The organism is Propionispora hippei DSM 15287, from assembly GCF_900141835.1.
GTDB lineage: Bacteria > Bacillota > Negativicutes > Propionisporales > Propionisporaceae > Propionispora > Propionispora hippei.
In genome coordinates, this window is record NZ_FQZD01000037.1 from 1 (window position 1) to 19,446 (window position 19,446).

19 protein-coding genes, 3 tRNA genes, 1 pseudogene and 1 other annotated feature are annotated in these 19,446 nt (G+C 49.1%); of the genes and pseudogenes, 3 read left to right on the top strand and 20 right to left on the bottom strand.

Going from position 1 to position 19,446, the window contains the following annotated elements:
* Positions 1-18 precede the first annotated feature (18 nt).
* From F3H20_RS15915 to F3H20_RS15995, 17 genes are all read right to left on the bottom strand, one after another.
* A tRNA-Thr gene (locus F3H20_RS15915) sits at positions 19-94 on the bottom strand.
* A gap of 32 nt (positions 95-126) precedes the next feature.
* Positions 127-202, bottom strand: a tRNA-Met gene (locus F3H20_RS15920).
* Between the two features lie 58 nt (positions 203-260).
* Positions 261-345, bottom strand: a tRNA-Tyr gene (locus F3H20_RS15925).
* A gap of 176 nt (positions 346-521) precedes the next feature.
* Positions 522-1,322: an undecaprenyl-diphosphate phosphatase gene (locus F3H20_RS15930; protein ID WP_149735878.1), complete on the bottom strand. Its 801-nt coding sequence runs from the start codon at positions 1,320-1,322 to the stop codon at positions 522-524.
* 173 nt (positions 1,323-1,495) lie between these two features.
* Positions 1,496-2,176 (bottom strand): DUF421 domain-containing protein, encoded by a 681-nt coding sequence (locus tag F3H20_RS15935; RefSeq protein WP_149735879.1) that lies wholly within the window; start codon positions 2,174-2,176, stop codon positions 1,496-1,498.
* 321 nt (positions 2,177-2,497) lie between these two features.
* Complete coding sequence (pfp, locus tag F3H20_RS15940; protein ID WP_149735880.1) at positions 2,498-3,739, bottom strand: diphosphate--fructose-6-phosphate 1-phosphotransferase; 1,242 nt, start codon at positions 3,737-3,739, stop codon at positions 2,498-2,500.
* A 430-nt stretch (positions 3,740-4,169) separates the two neighbouring features.
* Complete coding sequence (sigH, locus tag F3H20_RS15945) at positions 4,170-4,910, bottom strand: RNA polymerase sporulation sigma factor SigH (protein WP_149735881.1); 741 nt, start codon at positions 4,908-4,910, stop codon at positions 4,170-4,172.
* A 156-nt stretch (positions 4,911-5,066) separates the two neighbouring features.
* Positions 5,067-5,612 (bottom strand): NYN domain-containing protein, encoded by a 546-nt coding sequence (locus F3H20_RS15950; protein WP_149735882.1) that lies wholly within the window; start codon positions 5,610-5,612, stop codon positions 5,067-5,069.
* Positions 5,613-5,656: 44 nt separating this feature from the next.
* A complete protein-coding gene (locus F3H20_RS15955) occupies positions 5,657-7,009 on the bottom strand; it encodes a VanW family protein (protein ID WP_149735883.1) in 1,353 nt (450 codons plus the stop codon).
* Positions 7,006-7,788 carry a 23S rRNA (guanosine(2251)-2'-O)-methyltransferase RlmB gene (rlmB, locus tag F3H20_RS15960; RefSeq protein ID WP_394349575.1) on the bottom strand — a complete coding sequence of 261 codons (783 nt, stop codon included), beginning with the start codon at positions 7,786-7,788 and terminating at the stop codon, positions 7,006-7,008. The genes F3H20_RS15955 and rlmB overlap by 4 nt, the downstream gene beginning before the upstream one ends.
* A 291-nt stretch (positions 7,789-8,079) precedes the next feature.
* Positions 8,080-8,586: a dihydrofolate reductase gene (locus tag F3H20_RS15965; RefSeq protein ID WP_149735884.1), complete on the bottom strand. Its 507-nt coding sequence runs from the start codon at positions 8,584-8,586 to the stop codon at positions 8,080-8,082.
* 11 nt (positions 8,587-8,597) lie between these two features.
* Complete coding sequence (gene thyA, locus F3H20_RS15970; RefSeq protein ID WP_223191807.1) at positions 8,598-9,413, bottom strand: thymidylate synthase; 816 nt, start codon at positions 9,411-9,413, stop codon at positions 8,598-8,600.
* A 256-nt stretch (positions 9,414-9,669) separates the two neighbouring features.
* Positions 9,670-10,167: a Mini-ribonuclease 3 gene (locus F3H20_RS15975; RefSeq protein ID WP_149735886.1), complete on the bottom strand. Its 498-nt coding sequence runs from the start codon at positions 10,165-10,167 to the stop codon at positions 9,670-9,672.
* Positions 10,164-11,609 (bottom strand): cysteine--tRNA ligase, encoded by a 1,446-nt coding sequence (gene cysS / locus F3H20_RS15980; RefSeq protein ID WP_149735887.1) that lies wholly within the window; start codon positions 11,607-11,609, stop codon positions 10,164-10,166. Before cysS ends, F3H20_RS15975 begins: the two co-directional genes overlap by 4 nt.
* Positions 11,590-12,270, bottom strand: a complete 681-nt coding sequence (cysE, locus tag F3H20_RS15985) for a serine O-acetyltransferase (RefSeq protein WP_149735888.1) — start codon at positions 12,268-12,270, stop codon at positions 11,590-11,592. The genes cysS and cysE overlap by 20 nt, the downstream gene beginning before the upstream one ends.
* A 43-nt stretch (positions 12,271-12,313) precedes the next feature.
* Positions 12,314-12,560, bottom strand: a binding site (T-box leader).
* 208 nt (positions 12,561-12,768) lie between these two features.
* Positions 12,769-14,238: a glutamate--tRNA ligase gene (gene gltX, locus F3H20_RS15990; RefSeq protein WP_449421258.1), complete on the bottom strand. Its 1,470-nt coding sequence runs from the start codon at positions 14,236-14,238 to the stop codon at positions 12,769-12,771.
* 217 nt (positions 14,239-14,455) lie between these two features.
* A complete protein-coding gene (locus F3H20_RS15995; RefSeq protein ID WP_149735889.1) occupies positions 14,456-14,725 on the bottom strand; it encodes a hypothetical protein in 270 nt (89 codons plus the stop codon).
* Positions 14,726-15,083: 358 nt separating this feature from the next.
* Here F3H20_RS15995 and F3H20_RS20000 point away from each other — a divergent pair, with 358 nt between their 5' ends.
* Genes F3H20_RS20000 through F3H20_RS16005 form a run of 3 tightly spaced genes read left to right on the top strand, consistent with a single transcriptional unit; the run spans position 15,084 to position 17,054 of the window.
* Complete coding sequence (locus tag F3H20_RS20000; protein ID WP_188128370.1) at positions 15,084-15,248, top strand: hypothetical protein; 165 nt, start codon at positions 15,084-15,086, stop codon at positions 15,246-15,248.
* 2 nt (positions 15,249-15,250) lie between these two features.
* Positions 15,251-16,666: an ammonium transporter gene (locus F3H20_RS16000; protein WP_149735890.1), complete on the top strand. Its 1,416-nt coding sequence runs from the start codon at positions 15,251-15,253 to the stop codon at positions 16,664-16,666.
* A 31-nt stretch (positions 16,667-16,697) separates the two neighbouring features.
* Positions 16,698-17,054 (top strand): P-II family nitrogen regulator, encoded by a 357-nt coding sequence (locus F3H20_RS16005; protein WP_149735891.1) that lies wholly within the window; start codon positions 16,698-16,700, stop codon positions 17,052-17,054.
* Between the two features lie 133 nt (positions 17,055-17,187).
* Here the strand turns inward: F3H20_RS16005 and ispF are convergent, their stop codons facing one another.
* The 3 genes and pseudogenes from ispF to ispD (F3H20_RS16015) form a co-directional block, all read right to left on the bottom strand.
* Positions 17,188-17,691, bottom strand: coding sequence for a 2-C-methyl-D-erythritol 2,4-cyclodiphosphate synthase (gene ispF, locus F3H20_RS20520; protein ID WP_223191811.1), 504 nt, complete (start codon positions 17,689-17,691; stop codon positions 17,188-17,190).
* Between the two features lie 27 nt (positions 17,692-17,718).
* Positions 17,719-18,378 (bottom strand): annotated as a pseudogene (gene ispD, locus F3H20_RS20525) (2-C-methyl-D-erythritol 4-phosphate cytidylyltransferase); the annotation flags it as partial.
* A 193-nt stretch (positions 18,379-18,571) separates the two neighbouring features.
* Positions 18,572-19,321 carry a 2-C-methyl-D-erythritol 4-phosphate cytidylyltransferase gene (gene ispD / locus F3H20_RS16015; RefSeq protein ID WP_091751485.1) on the bottom strand — a complete coding sequence of 250 codons (750 nt, stop codon included), beginning with the start codon at positions 19,319-19,321 and terminating at the stop codon, positions 18,572-18,574.
* Positions 19,322-19,446: the final 125 nt, after the last annotated feature.

Below are 19,446 nucleotides of genomic sequence, written 5' to 3' on the forward strand. Positions count from 1 at the left end.
ACCTTCATTACAAAAAAATGGAGCTAGTGACCGGGATTGAACCGGTGACCTTATCCTTACCAAGGATACGCTCTACCAACTGAGCTACACCAGCATAGATAAAACGCCTATTGGCGTTTGTTTAATTGGTTGCGGGGGCAGGATTTGAACCTGCGACCTTCGGGTTATGAGCCCGACGAGCTGCCAGCTGCTCCACCCCGCGATGTGTTTGACAGTAGTTTCCCACCATCTTCGTTCTTTCATTCCTACCATGGATAAATTGGTGGAGGGAGCTGGATTCGAACCAGCGAAGGCAGAGCCGGCAGATTTACAGTCTGCTCCCTTTAGCCACTCGGGAATCCCTCCGTCAAGTCCGGCTTAAGGAGTGCGTTATCACAGTCCGTTAGCCAGCTTTCCCATTACCTGAGCCGATGCGCGGCAGCGATAAACTGCTGAGCCCGATGTCCTGTAACGGAATATTATATTATCACAGCTTATCCATATTGTAAAGAGTCTACCACCTGTTAATTTATGTAAAGTAACTAATTCATAAAAAAGTAATAGTACGAAACGGCCGCCAGGATAAAGCGGTAATAGGCAAAGGAAGCCAGGGTTGATTTGTTCAGGAACTTTAAGAACCAAACCACCGAACCGTAAGCTACAACAAAGGCTATTACAAAGCCAATGGCCAGCATGTGCAGATTATCAACACTCAAATGGCTAATCACTTTCAGCAAATCATAGAAACAGGCTACCATCATTAACGGGACCGCAATGATGAAAGAAAAATCGGCTGCCGCCGTCCGGCTTAAACCAAAAAACAAACCGCCCGAAAGCGTCGACCCGGAACGGGAAAATCCCGGCCACAGGGCCAGCACCTGGAACAGGCCTACCCAAAAAGCCTGCCTGACAGTGATATTTTCCACACTGCGGGCCACCGGTCTTTTTGCCACCTTTTCCGCCACCAGCATCAAAACAGACCCGGCTATCAGGCCGATAATCACCGTCGCCGGCGAAAACAGGTATTCCTTAATCGGTTTATGCAGCAAATAGCCGATAATCATGACCGGCACAATCCCGGCCGCCACATGGGACAGCGTCAGGCCGCTGCGGTGTATGTTAAGCCGCCCCGGCTTGATCATGCGCATAAATTTGTCACGATATAGAAACAAGATAGACAGTATGGCGCCCAGTTGAATAAACACCTCAAATACGCTGGCAAATTCGCCTTCAAAATGCAGCATATTGCCCACCAAGATCATATGTCCTGTCGACGAAACAGGTAAAAACTCCGTCATGCCTTCCACAATGCCAAGTATAATGGCAATCATCGTCTCCGTCACTTTCCATCCCCCTGTCACGGCTATGTATTCCTGTTAGAGTCCGGTCAGCCATTCATTTGCTGACCGCCAGGAACCGCCGTCTTTTTCACACGCATTTTATTATACTCCATGCCATGGCCGCAAACAACCATAAATCCTTTTACGCCACTTCTTTGTTACGGCTTTAGGCAGTCTCAAAGCACGGTATCCGCCTCCGGTTTATCCCGGACAATCCAGAGTTGTCTGCTCTTATTCATATAAGCCACCATAATCGCCTTTAGCTCTTCTTTATGCCGGCTTTTAAACGCCACAATATCTTCCGGTGTAAACCCCAGGTTTTCCAGCACTTTTTCCTGAAGCTCTCCCTCGACAATGACTGGCACCGCCACGTCACCGGTGCCCACCATTCCTTTTTCAGATAAACCCTCCATCGCCTTTAGAATACTGAGCCCTCCCTGGGATTCCCAAACAGCTAACTGTACTTCCTTTAGGTGAAAGATTCCTTGCGCTCGCAACAGAGCCAGCAGATTTTTTACCGATAATCGCGTTTTAGCCAAATTAGCCCGGATGGGTTGCCCCTGTTCTATGATCACCAGCGGCGGCAACGGCTTAGCCCGCCAGCCCCGCAGGCACTTTACCAATTTAGCCGTTCCGCACTGCATAAGACCTACTGCCGTCAAAACGACCAGCCTGTCAGAAAAGTCATTTTGGGGACTAAGGATTGCCGCACCGGCCACCGTACCAAAAATAATCAATCCCACCAGTTCCGCAGGGGTGGCTTCACCGAGGTGGTTACGTCCTGTCAACAACCAGACTGCTAAAAACAGCGCAAAAACTGCAATCACTCTAAAGACAGTTATGCCCAGCACATCCACGCCGTCTCCCCCTCCTTAGAAACCGCTGTTTCAATGAACCTGTCGTCCTGACGGAAAAGATCCGTCGGGACGCACAGCGAGAATAGCTCATTGGTTCCCTCAATTATCCAATAGTATAATCAGCCCCTCGGCGGTTTATGTGCCGGTAAAAAATCAGTACTCCGCCAACCCTGAAAGCAGAATTTGCCGGCAGTCAAAATTCCGTCAGCAGCTTTCCGTTCAGACTTGGTGGAGCATTGGGGCGTGAGGACACGTCTTAATCCGTAAACAGTAAAATCCCGGAACCTGTAAGACAGGCTCCGGGACTTTATTGTTCACGGATTACTTGTTAAATTGTTTGGTAAACTCATCAACCGAGAGATTGGTTACGGCTGCCAGCTTTTCTACCTTGCCTGCTTTGAAGTCTTCTGCAGTCAGCAAAGTCATCATCGCTCTGGCAATTTTGTATTTTACCGAATTTACATTCACGAAGCGGACTGCTGTTTTCTTAGTTACCGGATCCAGCATTTCACTGAACGGCAGCGGTTTAGCTTCGCCGTTAACCACGGTAATGATCGCGTCGGCCCCACCGTTTTTCAGGAATTCCACAGCCGAATAACCAAGGTCACGGGTGTATTCGATATCAAAAGCGTTCGGCGAAGCGCAGCGGGTTTCATAACCGATGTCTTTAGTTACAAAATTCATTTTAATACCCAGTTCGGCCAACCGTTTGATCACTGCCTTTTTCAGCAATTCACCGAAGTTGATTTCAGCATAACGAATGTGGCCATGTTCGTCTCTTTCCAGCCCTTCCACTGCACTTAAGTCTTCTTCCGGAATTTTTTCGATAATGCCCTCGGCGACAACTGCCAAACCGAAGCCTTTGCCGTCAGCCAGACGTTTGATTACCGAACCGGCAATGATATCCACAACAGTGCTCAAATGAACCTTGGCATCCGTAAAGTCTTCTGGAATAATAGTAACCTGGGCTGCAGCGCTCTTGCCGATACCCAACGGCAAGTGGCCTGCCGTACGTCCCATGGCAATGCCGATAAACCAGCGTTGTGCTGTTTTAGCATCTTCCAGGATATTGGTAGCGATATCTGCACCAACCTGACGGGCGGTTTCAAAGCCGAAAGTAGGAACACCTTCCGGTAACGGCAGGTCGTTATCAATGGTTTTTGGCACATGTACTACGCTGAAGTCAATTCCCATATTTTTCTTGGCATAAGAAGCCACCGTAGAGGCCGAATACGCCGTATCATCGCCACCAATGGTTACCAGGTGGGTTACACCCAATTCCCGCAGCGTGCTGATCGCGGTTTTAAGATGTTCTTCATTTTTCGTAGGATTAAAGCGCGCCGTATGTATAATACTGCCACCCTGCAAATGAATTTTGCTTACATCGTCAACTGTCAGGGAGGTCACTTTCTTCTCGCCTTTGGCTAAATGAGAGAAACCCTCATAAACCCCGATTACATCCCAACCATTATTTCTTGCCGCAATGGTAACACCGCTGATAACTCCATTCATACCAGGTGCCGGACCGCCGCCGCAAAGAATTGCTACCGTATTTTTCGACATACATTTTCCTCCTTATATTGCTGTTTGGCAAATAATCGCCATTGTTAACAAAATGATCCTTCAAAGTCAAAAGCAACCTTCATCCAGATGTAGAACCGCTTGTATTATGTATCAGATCATCTATGCACAACGTCTATTATACCGCGCCATTACACTGTTAACAAGCCTTTATGTTTGAACAGAACCGGTCGCGCCGTCATGGTATAGTATGGCGATATGTCCGTTTTTTATATTCGTCGGGCTATTAGAAATCCCTTTTCCCTGGGTAAAAATTAATCATATTGTGCCGTAAAACAGCGATCTATTCCCGTTATCGTCATAATATATCACAAGGGACCACTCCCACTTTGCCGGCAGAAGCATTCGATATGCTGTTTGCTTAAATGATACCAAAAGGCACCCTCCATAGAAGGGTGCCTTAACATTTCTGTTAATCATCAATTTCTTCGCTACAGTCCTGGAACAGGGCGGCATCCTTATCCAGGCCGGTTAAAGCCTTATAGGCGTTGCCCCCGGCATCGCATTCCTCGCTGCGATGATCCAGATAACGTTCCAGCTTGCGCTTAACCCGCTGCAAGGCATTGTCGATGGATTTCACGTGGCGTTCCAATTCCACGGCGATTTCCTGGTACGACTTGCCATCTAAATAGGACATTAAGACCTTCCATTCCAAATCGCTGAGAATTTCGCCCATTTTCTCTTCGATATCAATGAACTCTTCCCGACTGATTACCAGTTCCTCCGGATCGGATATCTTGGAACCCGACAGCACATCCAGCAGCGTCCGGTCAGAGTCCTCATCATAAATCGGCTTGTTCAGAGAAACGTAAGAATTCAAAGGAATATGCTTCTGCCTGGTGGCAGTTTTAATGGCAGTAATAATCTGGCGCGTTACGCACAACTCGGCAAACGCCCGGAAAGAGGAAAGCTTATCATTGCGAAAGTCCCGAATCGCCTTATAGAGACCGATCATGCCTTCCTGAATAATATCCTCTCTGTCAGCACCAATTAAAAAATAAGACCTGGCCTTCGCGCGAACGAAGTTGCGGTATTTATTAATCAAGTAGTCCAGAGCTACTGCATTGTCATTATCCTTGGCATCAATTACGATTTCTTCATCAGTCATATTTTCAAAACAACTGTATAAATCGTATTGAGTACTAGCCCGCATCACATCGCCCCCACTTTGCATTTTTATCTATAAAAAACGATTTATTCACTAATTTGGTGCTACAAAACGACTCTATTTACTTATAAAAGTATACCCTACACCCTGTCCTAAGTCAAGCTTAACCTGCCGGCCGCCAGCGCCGGGAAGTCAGGATTCTCAACGTTTTCTCCCACCCCGCCGCAACTCATCCAGCCTTTTTGCCACATCACCATTCAACCGGTCAGAAAGTTCCTGCCGGCGATAGTTCAGGACATGCTCCGAAAACCCCTGCTTCATGCTTTTTTCTGCGGCCCGCACATAGCTCCTTAGCTCCCGGGCCGAAATGCGATATGCTCCCGAGCCCAGAATCTGCATTTGTTCGGCCCAGTCGGAAGTCACCACATAAACCCGCCCGCCACCGGTTTGGCGCATAAAGAAATAGGCCATTTTCTCGATATAGCTGTCCGCCGTTTCGCCTTCTTTGGTAAACACCACATCGACGAAATCGTTGATTATCTGCTGACAGCCTTCACCGTCCGCCACCGCATGGGCATCAAAAACGACCGTAATCCTGCAATCTTTAAAAACACCATAGCCTGACAAGCTCTCGATTAGTTTGTCCCGCGCATATTCCAGATTGTCCTTTATTGCCACAAGCTCTTGCCAGTCATTGATAACATTATACCCATCAACCAGTAATTTGTCTTTAGGAATATGTTTCATAAACTTCTCCAAACAACATTATGTAGTTGCGCTCCCCCAGCCGGTCACTCGCCACCGGCTCTTGCAAATGGCGGCATCCGTGTCCCCATTTTTATAATTTTATCTTCAGGCAAATATCTATCCTTTGCCAGGACTTCCCGTTTAATTTCCTGCCCCTCGGATTCCACAATCCGCAGGGTAGTGATTTCATAACCGGGCTTTCCCGGTTTTTCCACTTCCGTTTCACCCAAATAGAGCGTTTGGTCTTCTTTCCTGACCTCAGCCGGTAAAATGGCCTTCTTGTCGGTCGAAATAATTTTGACCGCTTCCTTCATTTTTTCCCGGCCAAACAGGCCGATACTCAAACGGCCCCGATAAATTTCAGCCGTAATCAAAACCGGCTCGCCGGTATTGTTGGCAAATTTAAAATCAAGCAGTCCATATACCACCGTAGCGTCCCGCCCCAAAGGCACATAGCCCAAGGCCTTCGAGTGATTATACCGTTCCACTATCGTCAGGTTGGAAAGCAGTACCGCATTATACAGCGTAGAGGAAACCTGGCAAATGCCCCCGCCAACCCCGGGCACCAGTTCGCCATCGACCAATTCCATCGCTTCTTTAAATCCATACTCCTTTTCCCGGGGGCCAACCACTTCATTAAAAGAAAAAACGGCACCGGGCTCCAGGATTTTCCCGTTTATTTTATTAGCGGCCAGAATAATGTTCGCCGACCGGTTGGCATCGTCCTCATTAAACTCGGTTATGTAACTTCCCCACAGGTCGCCAATCCCCCTGGCGGCAACATCCTGTACGGTGACTTCGGGCGGCACCGTCACGACCGGCAAAATCACCGCCGGCACATCCACAGCGGATAATGCCTTAAGCACAGCCGGTCCCGCCGTCTCCACCGCTAACCGCATTCCCTGTTCCTGCGGCAACACCGTGCCGTTTTGCACACTAATTGCCGCGTTACGCGGTTCCCGTTCCACCGCTTGCCGCCACTTGGTTATATAGCGGTCAAGCTTATCTTTATTATACTGTACCCGCAGTGTAACATGATAGCCTTCTTCTCTTGCCTGATAAATTTTTTTCATTCTGGTCCAAAGCCCGCCGTCTCGGCCATAATTCCACGCCTCATCGGCAGCAGCAGCAATATCCCAGTCAAGATCAATCTGCCGGGCCGCCAAATCAAAAGAATTCTCTCCATAATATACCTTAATTTTTTTTTGCAGCAACTCCTGACGCCAAACAGCCAGGAGTTGCTGCACGTCCTCCCGGCTGCAGCCCTCCAATGATACACCATCCACAGTCACACCGGCATACACCCGGGAGGAAAACAGCGAAGTTCCTCCGGCAAAAAAAACGATACCACAGCAAATAATCAGCAAGAAAACTATCGTTAACCGCCAGTTTTTCAAGTCTCTTTCATCTCCCGTTGTTTTAAAACTTCGTATAAAAGCAAGGAACAGGCAACCGAAGCGTTTAGCGAATTGATCCGTCCCTTCATCGGAATGCGCACCAGGAAATCACAAGCCTCTTTCACCAACCGGCCCAGACCTTTTCCTTCGCTGCCGATTACCACAACCAGCGGGCCGGTTAAATCGGCCTGATAATAAGCCCTCTCACCGTCCATATCGGCACCGACAATCCAGAAGCCTTGTTTTTTGAGGTTCTCCAAGGTTTGCACCACATTGCCGATCCGGGCAACTGGCACGTATTCCACCGCACCGGCCGATGTCTTGGCTACCGTTCCCGACAGCGGACAACTCCGCCGTTTAGGAATTAGCACCCCATGCACGCCGGCGGCGTCAGCCGTCCTTAAAATAGCGCCGAGATTGTGCGGATCTTCCAACTCATCCAATACGACAAGGCAGGGAACCTCGCCCCGGGTGGCAGCTTTATGCAGAATATCTTCCAGTTCCACATAAGCGACCGGCGGTACCAGTGCCACAACCCCCTGATGGCGGACCCCGCCCGCCACCTGATCCAGTTTGCTCATCTCCACTTCCTGAATGACCAGGCCTTTACTGCGAGCCAGTCCGATAATCTCCCGTACCGTCCCATGCCGTTCCCCTTTGGCCACCAGTATTTTATTAACTGAACGGCCGCCTTTCAATACTTCCATCACGCTGTTTCTTCCCGCCACAAAATCTTCCGTTACCGGCATGGTGGTATCGCGCTCCTTCCCGTTTCCCATATCCTTTATTTTCTCCTTTTCCTAATCTACTATGTATCAAGTACCTTGTGTCGCCTAAATGCACAGACTATCTTGCCGTCTGTTTGTCCTTTTTATTGTCGTCGCCTTACCGATATCGGTTATGTGCACCTATGTCCACCTTTGAAAATAAAAAAGCCTTTGCAGAAAAAGTCCTGCAAATTTAATTTGTACCTTCAAAATTGGCAGACCACCACATAGATAAAGGCCAACCCGGGTTTCCGTAGGTCAGCCTTTATGTTCCGTTATCGCCCCATCCCGCGGCGGTGCCGGTTACACCCCGGCAACGGTCTTGTCATGCACATAGGTGCAGAAACTAAAACGAATGTCCTGATGGCTTTTGGATTCACCGGCAGCAACCATCTGCCAGTTTTTTTCTTCATCCAAATTAATAAAGAACTTGTCCGCCACGTAAGTTTTTTCTATCTTGGTGACAAAGGCCACCGAACAGTAAGGCAGCAATTGGGTATATACCGATTCACCGCCGATTACAAATACATCATCCGTATCATACTGCGCTATGGCCCGGAACAATTCCGGCAGCGAACGGCAGACGGTCACTTTCTCATGGATAAAGTCCGCCTTTCTGCTCAGTACAATATTTATCCGGTCCTTTAAGGGCTCCTGCCCCGGCAGCGATTCAAAAGTCTCCCTGCCCATAATCACAACCTTATGCAAGGTCGTCTGTTTAAAAAACTTCATGTCCTCCGGGATATGCTGCAGCAATCTTCCGCCGCAACCAATTCCCCAGTTGGCATCAACCGCAACAATGGCCTTCATACACGTCTCCTTTAAATAGCGACAGGGATATTTTTGATTTGCTGACCGCTTTGATAGTTCTCCAGCACAAAATCAGCTACAGTGAAATCATAAAAGCTCTTCACCTGCCGGTTAATCAGCAGCTTTGGCGCCGGATAAGCAGGGCGATTGATCAGCTCTTCCACCAGTGGAATATGCCGGTCGTAGATATGGGCGTCGGCAATAACATGCACCAGTTCACCAGCCTTCAGACCACTCACCTGAGCCAGCATATGCACCAGCACAGCATATTGGGCTACATTCCAGTTGTTGGCCACCAGAATATCCTGGGAGCGCTGATTCAAAATCGCATTGAGCCGGTTACCGGTCACATTGAAGGTCATGCTATAGGCACAGGGATATAAATGCATGGCATGCAAATCGGCATGGTTATACATATTGACAATGATACGCCGGCTGTAAGGATTCTCTTTTAAATCCAGCAAAAGTCGGTCCACCTGGTCAAACTCACCTTCGCGGTATTGATGCTTAATAGCCAGTTGATAACCGTAGGCCTTCCCAATGGAACCGGTTTCATCAGCCCAGCTATCCCAGATGCGGCTGTTCAGGTCTTTGATGTTATTGGATTTTTTCTGCCATATCCACAGTATTTCATCAATAGCAGCCTTTAAATTGGTCGGCCTGAGCGTAAGGATCGGAAATTCCTCCGCCAGATCGTAGCGATTGACCGCCGCAAATTTTTTAATCGTATGGGCCGGAGCACCGTCTGCCCATCTGGCCCGTACCGCTTCCCCTTCCGAGGAAAAACCATGGGCCAGAATATCTTTACACATAGCAATGAATGTCATGTCCGCTTTACTCAGAATGATTCACCTCATTATATTAGGATAGGAAAAGACTTGGCCCGAACCAAGTCCCGCAGGATGCCGGCAATTCACCGGCAACGGCAGGGCTGTCCACTGGGTTAGGGCAGCGCTGTCCGGCAAAGGGTACTCAACAATTTGCCGGCAGCTCTTACCTAAATTCTACACTATAACCCCTGCTCTGTCTGTATTATTTTGACAGTATTCTGCTTGTTCTCCGTTACAGGCACTTATGCACCGCCTATTGCGGTGAGACAGCCCCTGTTTTTGTCATTTCCCGGGAAATAACGTCAAAAGCCTGACTGGCAAGTTCCAGCAAACGACGGTAATCTTCCTTTAAATACAGATATCCCAGCAAAGCCTCAAAGCCGGTACTGTAGCGGTATTCGGCAACCGTCGCGCTCTTGGGAACGCTGGACTTGGCGTTGCGGCCCCGCTTGACCACAGCAATTTCCTTCTCAGACAAAGTGGACTCCAGCGCTTTATAGGCGCGGGCCTGCATAACCGCCGACACCATTTTGGCATCGCAGTCATGCAGTACTCGCACTTTATTTTGCTCATAAGACAACAACCGTGTCCGCACATACAAGGTAAAGTAAGCATCCCCTACATAGGCCAGCACCAACGGTGGCAGACGATGAACCGGAATGTCGGTATAATTGACCGGAAAAGCGCCCGTTTCTTCGGACTGCTGTTTGAACATATTGGCCATTAAGTACTGATAGTGGTCAAACCTCATTTTTTCTTCCACCTGACCCCTTGCGGTGAATCCTCCAGTACAATGCCGATTTCCTGCAGGCGGTTACGGATTTGGTCGGCCGTGGCCCAGTCTTTGTTCTGGCGGGCCTGTTGACGAATATCAATCACGATATCCATCACACCCTTCAGCAAACCGTCCTGAGCATCCGCTCCCGCCGGCTCCTGCTCCAGCTTGATCCCCAGAATATCGGCTAACTCCTGGTAGGCTGACTGCAATACGGCAGCGCCAGCCGCACTATACGGTGCCTTACCGCCAGTCACGGCACTGCAGTATATATTGATTTCCTTAGCCAGACCAAACAACACGCTGATGGCCAGGGAGGTATTAAAATCATCATTCATCGCCGCCAGGAATTCTTCCTTGGCCTGCCGGACGATCACTTCCTGGTCCGCCGTTGATCCGTCAGAACTATCGGCAGGCTGCGTCGCTGCCAATTGTTTTAGACTGTGCATGGCTGTGGTCAGCCGCTCCAGGCTGCGCTGCGCTTCATCCAGTCTTTCATCACTGAAATCCAGAGGACTGCGATAATGGGTGGATAAAATGAAAAACCGTAGCACCTGTGGCGAATAATGCTCCAAAATATCTTTAACCAGGAAAAAATTTCCCAGCGATTTACTCATTTTTTCTTCATTCACCGTAATAAAACCGTTATGGAGCCAATACCGGACAAATGGCTCCACGCCGGTACAGGCTTCCGACTGGGCAATTTCATTTTCGTGATGAGGAAATACCAGATCGCTGCCGCCACCATGAAAATCAAAGGTTTCACCCAAATATTTAAGCGACATGGCCGAACACTCAATATGCCAGCCCGGCCGTCCCGGTCCCCAGGGACTTTCCCAGGCCGGTTCCCCCGGTTTTGCGCTCTTCCACAGCGCAAAATCCATAGGGTGCCCCTTCCGGTCATCTACATCGACCCGGGCACCGGCTTTCATGTCGTCCAGACTGCGGCCGCTCAGCTTGCCGTACTCATCAAAGCGGGTCACGGCATAGTAGACATCGCCATCCTTCTCATAGGCGAAGCCTTTATCAACCAGTGTTTTGACCATCCGGATAATATCCGCCATATGTTCGGAAACCCGCGGATACAAATCGGCCCGCCGCACATTGAGTTGATCCATCACTTCAAAATAGGCTGCAATATAGCGATTGGCAATCACATCCCAGGTCACGCCTTCAGCATTGGCGGTTTTGATAATTTTGTCATCCACATCGGTAAAATTCTGCACATGGTATACCTTATAGCCGATATACTCCAAATACCGTTTAATGACATCCCAGGTAACAAACGGACGGGCATTGCCGATATGCGGATGATTGTAAGGGGTTACACCGCAGACATAGGTTTTTACCTGCCCCGCTGTCATGGGTACAAATTCTTCTTTTTGTTTGGTTAATGTATTATACACTCTTAGACTCATACTGTTTCAGCTCCTCTTCTAACTGACAAATCCGCTCTTCCAACCGCATCATGCTGCGCTGCATACAGAACATCATTTCCGCTTCCGGATCGGGCAGGTCGTTATGTTCCAGATCGACGGTCGGTCTGGCATCATCAATCTTCTTACCCTCATGCCACACAATTTTCCCCGGAATCCCGACAACCGTAGAGTTAGGCGGCACTTCCCGCAGCACCACCGAGCCGGCACCAATCTTGGAATTGTCTCCTACCTTAAAAGATCCCAGCACTTTGGCGCCGGTAGCAACAACAACATTATTGCCCACCGTCGGATGGCGTTTGCCCTTTTCCTTGCCGGTACCGCCGAGCGTCACTCCCTGATACAAGGTGACATTGTTTCCCAATTCAGCCGTTTCGCCGATAACCACCCCTGTTCCATGGTCAATGAACAGTCCTTCTCCTATTGTGGCACCGGGATGAATTTCTATGCCGGTTAAAAACCTTGCAAAATTGGAAATCAGACGCGGCAACAACACCAGTCCTTTTTTAAATAAATAATGACTGATACGGTGCAGCCATATGGCATGTAGTCCGGGATAGCATAAAAGTACTTCCAGCACATTTTTAGCAGCAGGATCGCGTTCAAATACCGCGTCGATGTCTCTCTGTATCTGTTTAAACATGAGTTTCCCTCCTGTCCAAAATAATAAAAGGCCACCGTCTCTTTACAGAGACGGTGGCCGTGGTTCCACTCTGTTTAGATATGTAAACAAACCATATCCCACTCAAACACGATAACGGCTGCCGCCGGGACCGCCTACTAAAAGAACCGGGGAGTAAACCCGAACACTTTTTTCAGCCATCCTGTTCATGGGGGCACTTCAGCGGATCTTTCCTGGCACTGTTCGCAGCCGGTGACAGTGCCTCTCTGCAGGTCCGAAACACGCTTACTTTTCCCAATCGCTACATTTTCCATATAGTTAGGAGTTCACCAGGGCTAAATCCATAGTATTCCTGACGCGATATTTTCCGTCCCGTTTTGTTGTCGTCACCTTACATATGTACGATATGCGCGGCTCCTCCGCCAAACCGAACGAAAACTCTCACGCCATTTATTCTACGGTTTTAGCCCTGGCGAACTCCCGTGATTAAATTATACTCATCCGCCTCAGGGGTGTCAATCAGATTTTAGACCGGGAAGCGGACAGGCGGCGCAAGGCTCTTTCCTTACCAATAACCGGTATGAAATGGGGCAGCTCAGGTCCATGCATTTTCCCCGTGAGGGCAATACGGATAGGCATATATACCTTTTTCCCGGGCAGCTTCAGTTCTTTTACCAGTCCCTTCAGCAACGCCTGCACACCGGCTGCATCAATAGTTTCCAGGGCGCTCAGTTTTTTCTGAAATTTGTCCAGCACAGCAGGAATTTCTTCTTCTTTCAGCACGGCCTCCGCTTCCTGGCTTTCAAAGGCAAACTCATCATGAAAGAATATATCAGCATGCTCGAGCACCTGGGCGGCATAGCTGAGATGCTCCTGAATAGCCGCTACGAACTGCACGATCCAGGCCCGCTTTTCTTCGGTCAGTTCGTCCTCTTTTATGTAGCCCGCTTCAATTAAATGAGGCAGAGCCAGCTCGGCAATCCGCTCCGGGCTGGATTTTTTGATGTATTGCGCATTAATCCAGTTTAGCTTATCCACATCAAACACCGCCGGATTTTTGGCGACCCGGTCGATGGAAAACTGTTCAATCAATTCGTCCAGGCTAAAGATTTCCTGTTCACCGACAGGTGCCCAGCCTAAAAGAGCCAAGAAGTTGACTAATGCTTCCGGTAAATATCCCAGCTTACGGTACTGTTCCACCGAAGTAGCCCCATGCCGCTTGCTCATTTTCGTGCGGTCCTTGCCCAGAATCAGGGAAATATGGCCGAAGGCCGGAACGGAGAAACCGAGCGCTTCATAGAGAAGTATTTGCCGTGGCGTATTGGAAAGATGTTCTTCCGCCCGGATGACATGCGTTATCTGCATTAGTGCATCATCCATCACAACCGCATAATTATAGACAGGTATACCGTCTGATTTTACAATGACATAGTCGCCTATTCCATTTGATTCAAACGACACCGTACCGCGAACCAGGTCGGTAAAAACAATCTGCTTATTTTCCGGCACCCGGAAACGGACGGTGGGCTTGCGGCCTTCTTGTTCAAAAGCGTCTCGCTCAGCGACGCTCAGATGGCGGCAACGGCCGGAATATAACGGCGTCTCCCCGCGTTGCAGTTGGTTTTGCCGTTCGGCTTCCAACTCCTCGTCCGTACAGTAGCAATGGTAAGCCAACCCCTCGGCCAGCAGTTTTTCGGTATACTGACGGTAAATCTCCAAACGTTCAGTCTGGCGGTATGGGCCGTATTCGCCGCCCACATCAATGCCTTCATCCCAGTCCATACCCAGCCACCGTAAAGCTTCCTTAATATTCTCCTCCGACTCCTTTGTGGAACGTTCCCGGTCGGTATCCTCAATCCTGAGTATCAATGTACCGCTCTGTTTTTTGGCTAACAGCCAGTTGAATAAGGCAGAACGGGCACCGCCAATATGAAACGGTCCGGTGGGACTTGGCGCAAACCGTACCCTGATTGGTTCCTTCAACATCATTCACACTACCTCCAACCCATAATTTCTATCTTGAACAATGGACGTCTCCCTGATCTTACTATAATAAGTTACTTTACAGGCAATGCACCATAGCAGACGGTCCTAGCCCGCTCACTTGTGTCGTACAAGCTGTACCTTACAAAACTTAATTGTAGCAGATTATCCAATAACATGCAAAAAAATAAAAAGCGCCAGGCGCTTTTTATTTTTTTGCATGTTATTTGCATATCCGTAAGACAAACATTCCATTTTCCAAGTCCGGCGCAATGATGATTCCATCATCTTCGCCTATACTGGCTGCCGGGCGAGCTCCGTCGGTCAGCAGCGAGATCTTCCAAAGAACGCGGTTATTGTATAAAATCTCGGTATAGGCAGTACCGTCTTCCGTTCTTGACAGATGAATATCGAAGTTAAAACCCGCTGCCATGGCTTGACCGGGAAAGGCTAGCAGCACCAGCAGCATGATCATGGCTATCTTTTTCCTCATGACTGCCCCTCCTTTATGGTGTACAGCTTTTATTACTATGTATTGTATCCAGCAGTGGTGGAATTTATAAATACAGCCACAAATTAAATTATTTTCTCTATCATCCTATTGCCTCCGTAACAGTTTTCTATTGGTCAGTAATTATTTTCCTCACCTTCTACTATATTCCAAATAAATTAAACCCATTTTATTATTGACAGCGCCCTAAAACTTTGCTATTATACATACATAATCCAAAACAAAGGCAATGACGCCTTCGCTAATTAGCGAAGGCGTTTTTATTTTCAAGCGGACAATGACGTCCTAAGGAAGCTTTATTTCCTTAGGACTTTTTTATTTCCGCAAAGGAGGAGGCGAATTGTTTTCTCGTCCATTACCCAGTGCTCTACCAACCTTGAAAGCAGAAATTGCTGACGCTCAAAAATTTGCCTCATTACCGTCTTCCCATTTCCAAGTTGGGGGAGCACCTGGAATTATCGCTTATGTTCATTTAAATTCAATTTTAAAGGAAAGAAGGTTGTAACCATGAAAAGACTATGGAACACATTGGGACTCACGTTATTTATGATGCTGGCTTGGCTGCCGGCCGCATTTGCTGACGAAGCGGCCAACGCGGCAGCTACTCCTACCATTGATACCGGTGATACCGCGTTTGTATTGGTAAGTGCTGCCCTTGTTATGCTAATGACGCCTGGCTTAGCTCTATTCTACGGTGGTATGGTAAGAACCAAAAACGTATTAAGCACTATTATGCAGAGCTTCTTCATTCTTGGACTTATTTCTGTGCAGTGGGCACTTTGGGGCTACTCCCTTTCTTTCGGCCCTGACATCAATCACTTTATCGGCGGCCTGGACTGGGTTGGGTTAGCCGGTGTCGGCCAAGATCCGAATCCTGATTATGCCGCAACCATTCCTCATTTTGCCTTTATGGCTTTCCAGGGCATGTTTGCTGTTATCACAGCGGCTCTGATTACCGGCGCATTTGCCGAACGTATGAAATTTACCGCTTTTGCCGTATTCTCTCTAATTTGGGCTACCATCGTATACGCTCCTGTTGCTCACTGGGTTTGGGGTGTCGGTGGCTGGATGCGTGACTTGGGGGTTCTCGACTTCGCCGGCGGTACTGTTGTGCATATTCTCTCCGGTGTATCCGGCCTTGTCGTTGCTTTGGTTATCGGCAAACGCCGCGGTTATGGCTCTGAGGTTATGCTGCCCCATCACCTGCCAATGACGGTTATTGGCGCTTCGCTGCTCTGGTTTGGCTGGTTCGGATTCAATGCAGGCAGTGCTTTAGGTGCTAACGGCCTTGCTGCCAGCGCTTTTGTCACTACTCATATTGCAGCCGCTGCTGCCACCGTGTCCTGGGTTATAACTGAATGGCTGTATCATGGTAAACCGACCATCTTAGGCGCAGCCAGCGGTTGCGTAGCCGGTTTGGTAGCGATTACCCCGGCCGCAGGTTTTGTAACTCCTCTGGCAGCGATTGTCATTGGTTTAGTCGGCGGCATCCTTTGCTTCCTGGCCGTTGCTGTCCTTAAAGCAAAAGTCGGTTATGATGACGCTTTGGACGCTTTTGGAGTTCACGGTCTAGGCGGCACCTGGGGTGCACTTGCAACCGGCTTGTTCGCTTCCAAGGCAGTCAATTCCGCCGGTGCCGACGGACTGTTCTATGGCAATCCCGAGCAATTGACCACGCAGCTTATCGGCGTACTGGTAAGCTGGGTATTTGCCGCAGCAATGACTTTCATCATTTTAAAAGTACTGGGCGTCTTCTTAAAACTACGGGCTGATGAAACTCAGGAAATTGAAGGTCTCGATGTCACCGAGCACGGTGAAAGAGGCTATGCTTACCAAGATCTGGTCAGCGGCTCTCCCATCGGCCTGCAGGCATCTATCGTATCCGAACCGGTAGTAAAGACTTCACTAGCCCCATCCAAGTAGCCGTTAATTTGAATCCTGAGGAGGAAATCCTATGAAAATAACCAAAATAGATATCATTACCCGTCCTGAGAAACTGGAAGAACTGAAAGAAGCTCTCAACGCCATCGGTGTTGCCGGCATGACGGTAACCCAAGTGTACGGTTGCGGGTTATCCAAGGGACATAAAGAAGTATACCGTGGCAAGGAAGTCACCATTAACCTGGTGCCCAAAGTCAAAGTCGAAACAGTTGTTTGTGAAGTACCTGTCGAGAAGGTACTGGAAGCGGCAAAAAAATCCTGCCATACCGGCAACCTGGGCGACGGAAAAATCTTCGTTTATCCGATTGAAAATGCCGTTCGCATCCGTACCGGTGAAGAAGGCGATATCGCCATTATTGATCCGAAATAAATAACCTGTTCAATAAAAAAGTCTTCTGCCAAGTCCGTTTTCCGGACACCGGCAGAAGACTTTTTTTATAGCAAATTTTCGCAGCAAAAGGAGCGCTTCCCATCGCTTACGCCCCTTTTGCTGCCGAATCTGTTTAAAGCACGGCTTGATCTTCGGCTATCGTATTCTTCACTATAGAAGCAACCGCATAGGCCGCTATGCCTTCCTTCTTGCCGGCAAAGCCCAGCCCCTCTGTGGTGGTCGCCTTTACGTTGACCATATCCACGGCAATGTCCAGTTCAGCCGCTATATTGGCGTTCATTCGTTCAATATATGGCGCCAGTTTGGGCTTCTCGGCGACGATCGTCGCGTCAATATTGTTTACCTGATACCCTTTGGCGGCAATGATGTCTCTTACTTTACCCAATAAAATCAAGCTTGATATTCCCTTATACCGGGGATCACTGTCGGGAAAATGCCTGCCGATATCACCTAGGGCAGCTGCCCCCAACAGGGCGTCTTTGATGGCGTGGAGCAATACGTCTGCGTCGGAATGACCGTCCAAGCCAAAAGTATGAGGCACCTCTACCCCGCCCAGAATCAACTTTCGGCCTTCCACCAGCCGGTGCACGTCATAACCCATTCCAAACCGTAGCATATCTTCACAATCCTTTCTCATTAACGCTTCCACCGTAACAATGTCCTCTTGCGTCGTCAGCTTGACATTGCTGTAGCAGCCCTCAATCAGCTTAACCCGCACGCCAAGCCGTTCCACCAGTGAGGCGTCATCGGTGCCGAGAAATCCGTCCTGGGTTGCCTGCCGGTAGGCAGCACGCAGTATCTCAGCCGTAAAAGCCTGCGGTGTCTGCATAATCCACATGGTGCTGCGCGGTGGTGTCTCTACGACAAAACCGTTACTATCTACCCGTTTGATCGTATCTTTGAGCGGCACAGCCAGACCGGCGGCACTGAACTCACGGGCAGCAGCAATCATCCTGCTGATCATGTCCGGGCGGATGAGCGGTCTGGCCGCATCATGGACCAGAATAATATCAACTGCCCGCGGAATTACCGTCAGCGCGTTAGCGATAGAATACTGGCGCTCCGTCCCGCCCGCCACAACCTGCCAGGGTTTTACCCCCTCCAGGCCGGCCAGCAGGCAATGCACAAGACCTACTTCTTGCGGCGCAGAAGCAATCACTATATTGTCTACCTCAGGACAAGCAGAAACTGCCAGGACTGTATGGACAAGTACCGGGCGTCCCAATAAAGGCAGCAGCACCTTGTTCGTTACCTGGTTCATCCGTTTGCCCTGTCCTGCAGCAGGCAAAATTACCGTAACCACCAGCGCATCATCCTTCCCGTCACAATACTGTCCGGCTCCCGGCCTTTTTCCTTGTCCTCTGGGTTCGGGAATATGCGGCCAGGCCGGCCGCCGCTGCCAAAAAAACAAGCTGTGTCACGCACAGCTTACATGTACCAATCAATCTATGTAATACCAGCTTACTTAGTATTATATTAAGTAAGCCGACATAGTATCACTTAAAGTTTCCCTCCACAACCCGGTTCTCTTCATAGTCTACCCCGAAACGCAGCATTTCATAGCCATATCGTTTCTTCATCAGCGCCTCGGCGATAATGATGTCTTCCGGCGTCGTTATCTTGACATTGCTATAGCTTCCCTCCACCAGTTTAACCCGGATTCCCAGGCGCTCCACCAGCGAAGCATCATCGGTCCCGAGAAATCCGTCTTGGGCCGCATGGATATAGGCTTGACGCAAAATAGCCGCGTCAAAAGCCTGTGGTGTCTGCATAATCCACATGCTCCGGCGAGCCGGAGTCTCGGTGACAAAACAGTCCTCGTCTACTTTCTTTACTGTATCTTTTAACGGGACCGCCAGTCCCGCCGCTTTAAATTCTCTGGCAGCCGCAATCATTTGGCTGATCATTCGGGGTTTTATAAGTGGTCTGGCTGCATCATGCACCAGAATGACTTCCACTGTATCCGGGATCACCGCCAGGGCATTGGCAATGGAATATTGCCTTTCACTGCCGCCGGCAACTACCTTCCAGGGTTTTATTCCAGCAACACCGGACAGCATCTTTTCGACAAAAGCAATTTCTGACCGGGCTGCCGCTATCACCAGATTATCGACTTCGGGACAAGCTGAAAACGCCAGCACGCTGTGAATCAGCACCGGACGATTCAGCAAAGGAATGAACACTTTATTCGTCACATGGTTCATTCGTTTGCCTTGACCGGCAGCAGGTAAAATTACCGTAACCACTAAAAATATCATCCTTTCCAAACTTGGCTATTAGCTAAATTCTTACAACCGTGCGAAGAGCGTATCCGCTTAATAATGCCCCTATTTTATTCTGGCGTAAGGTACATCGTACTAACTTCAACATA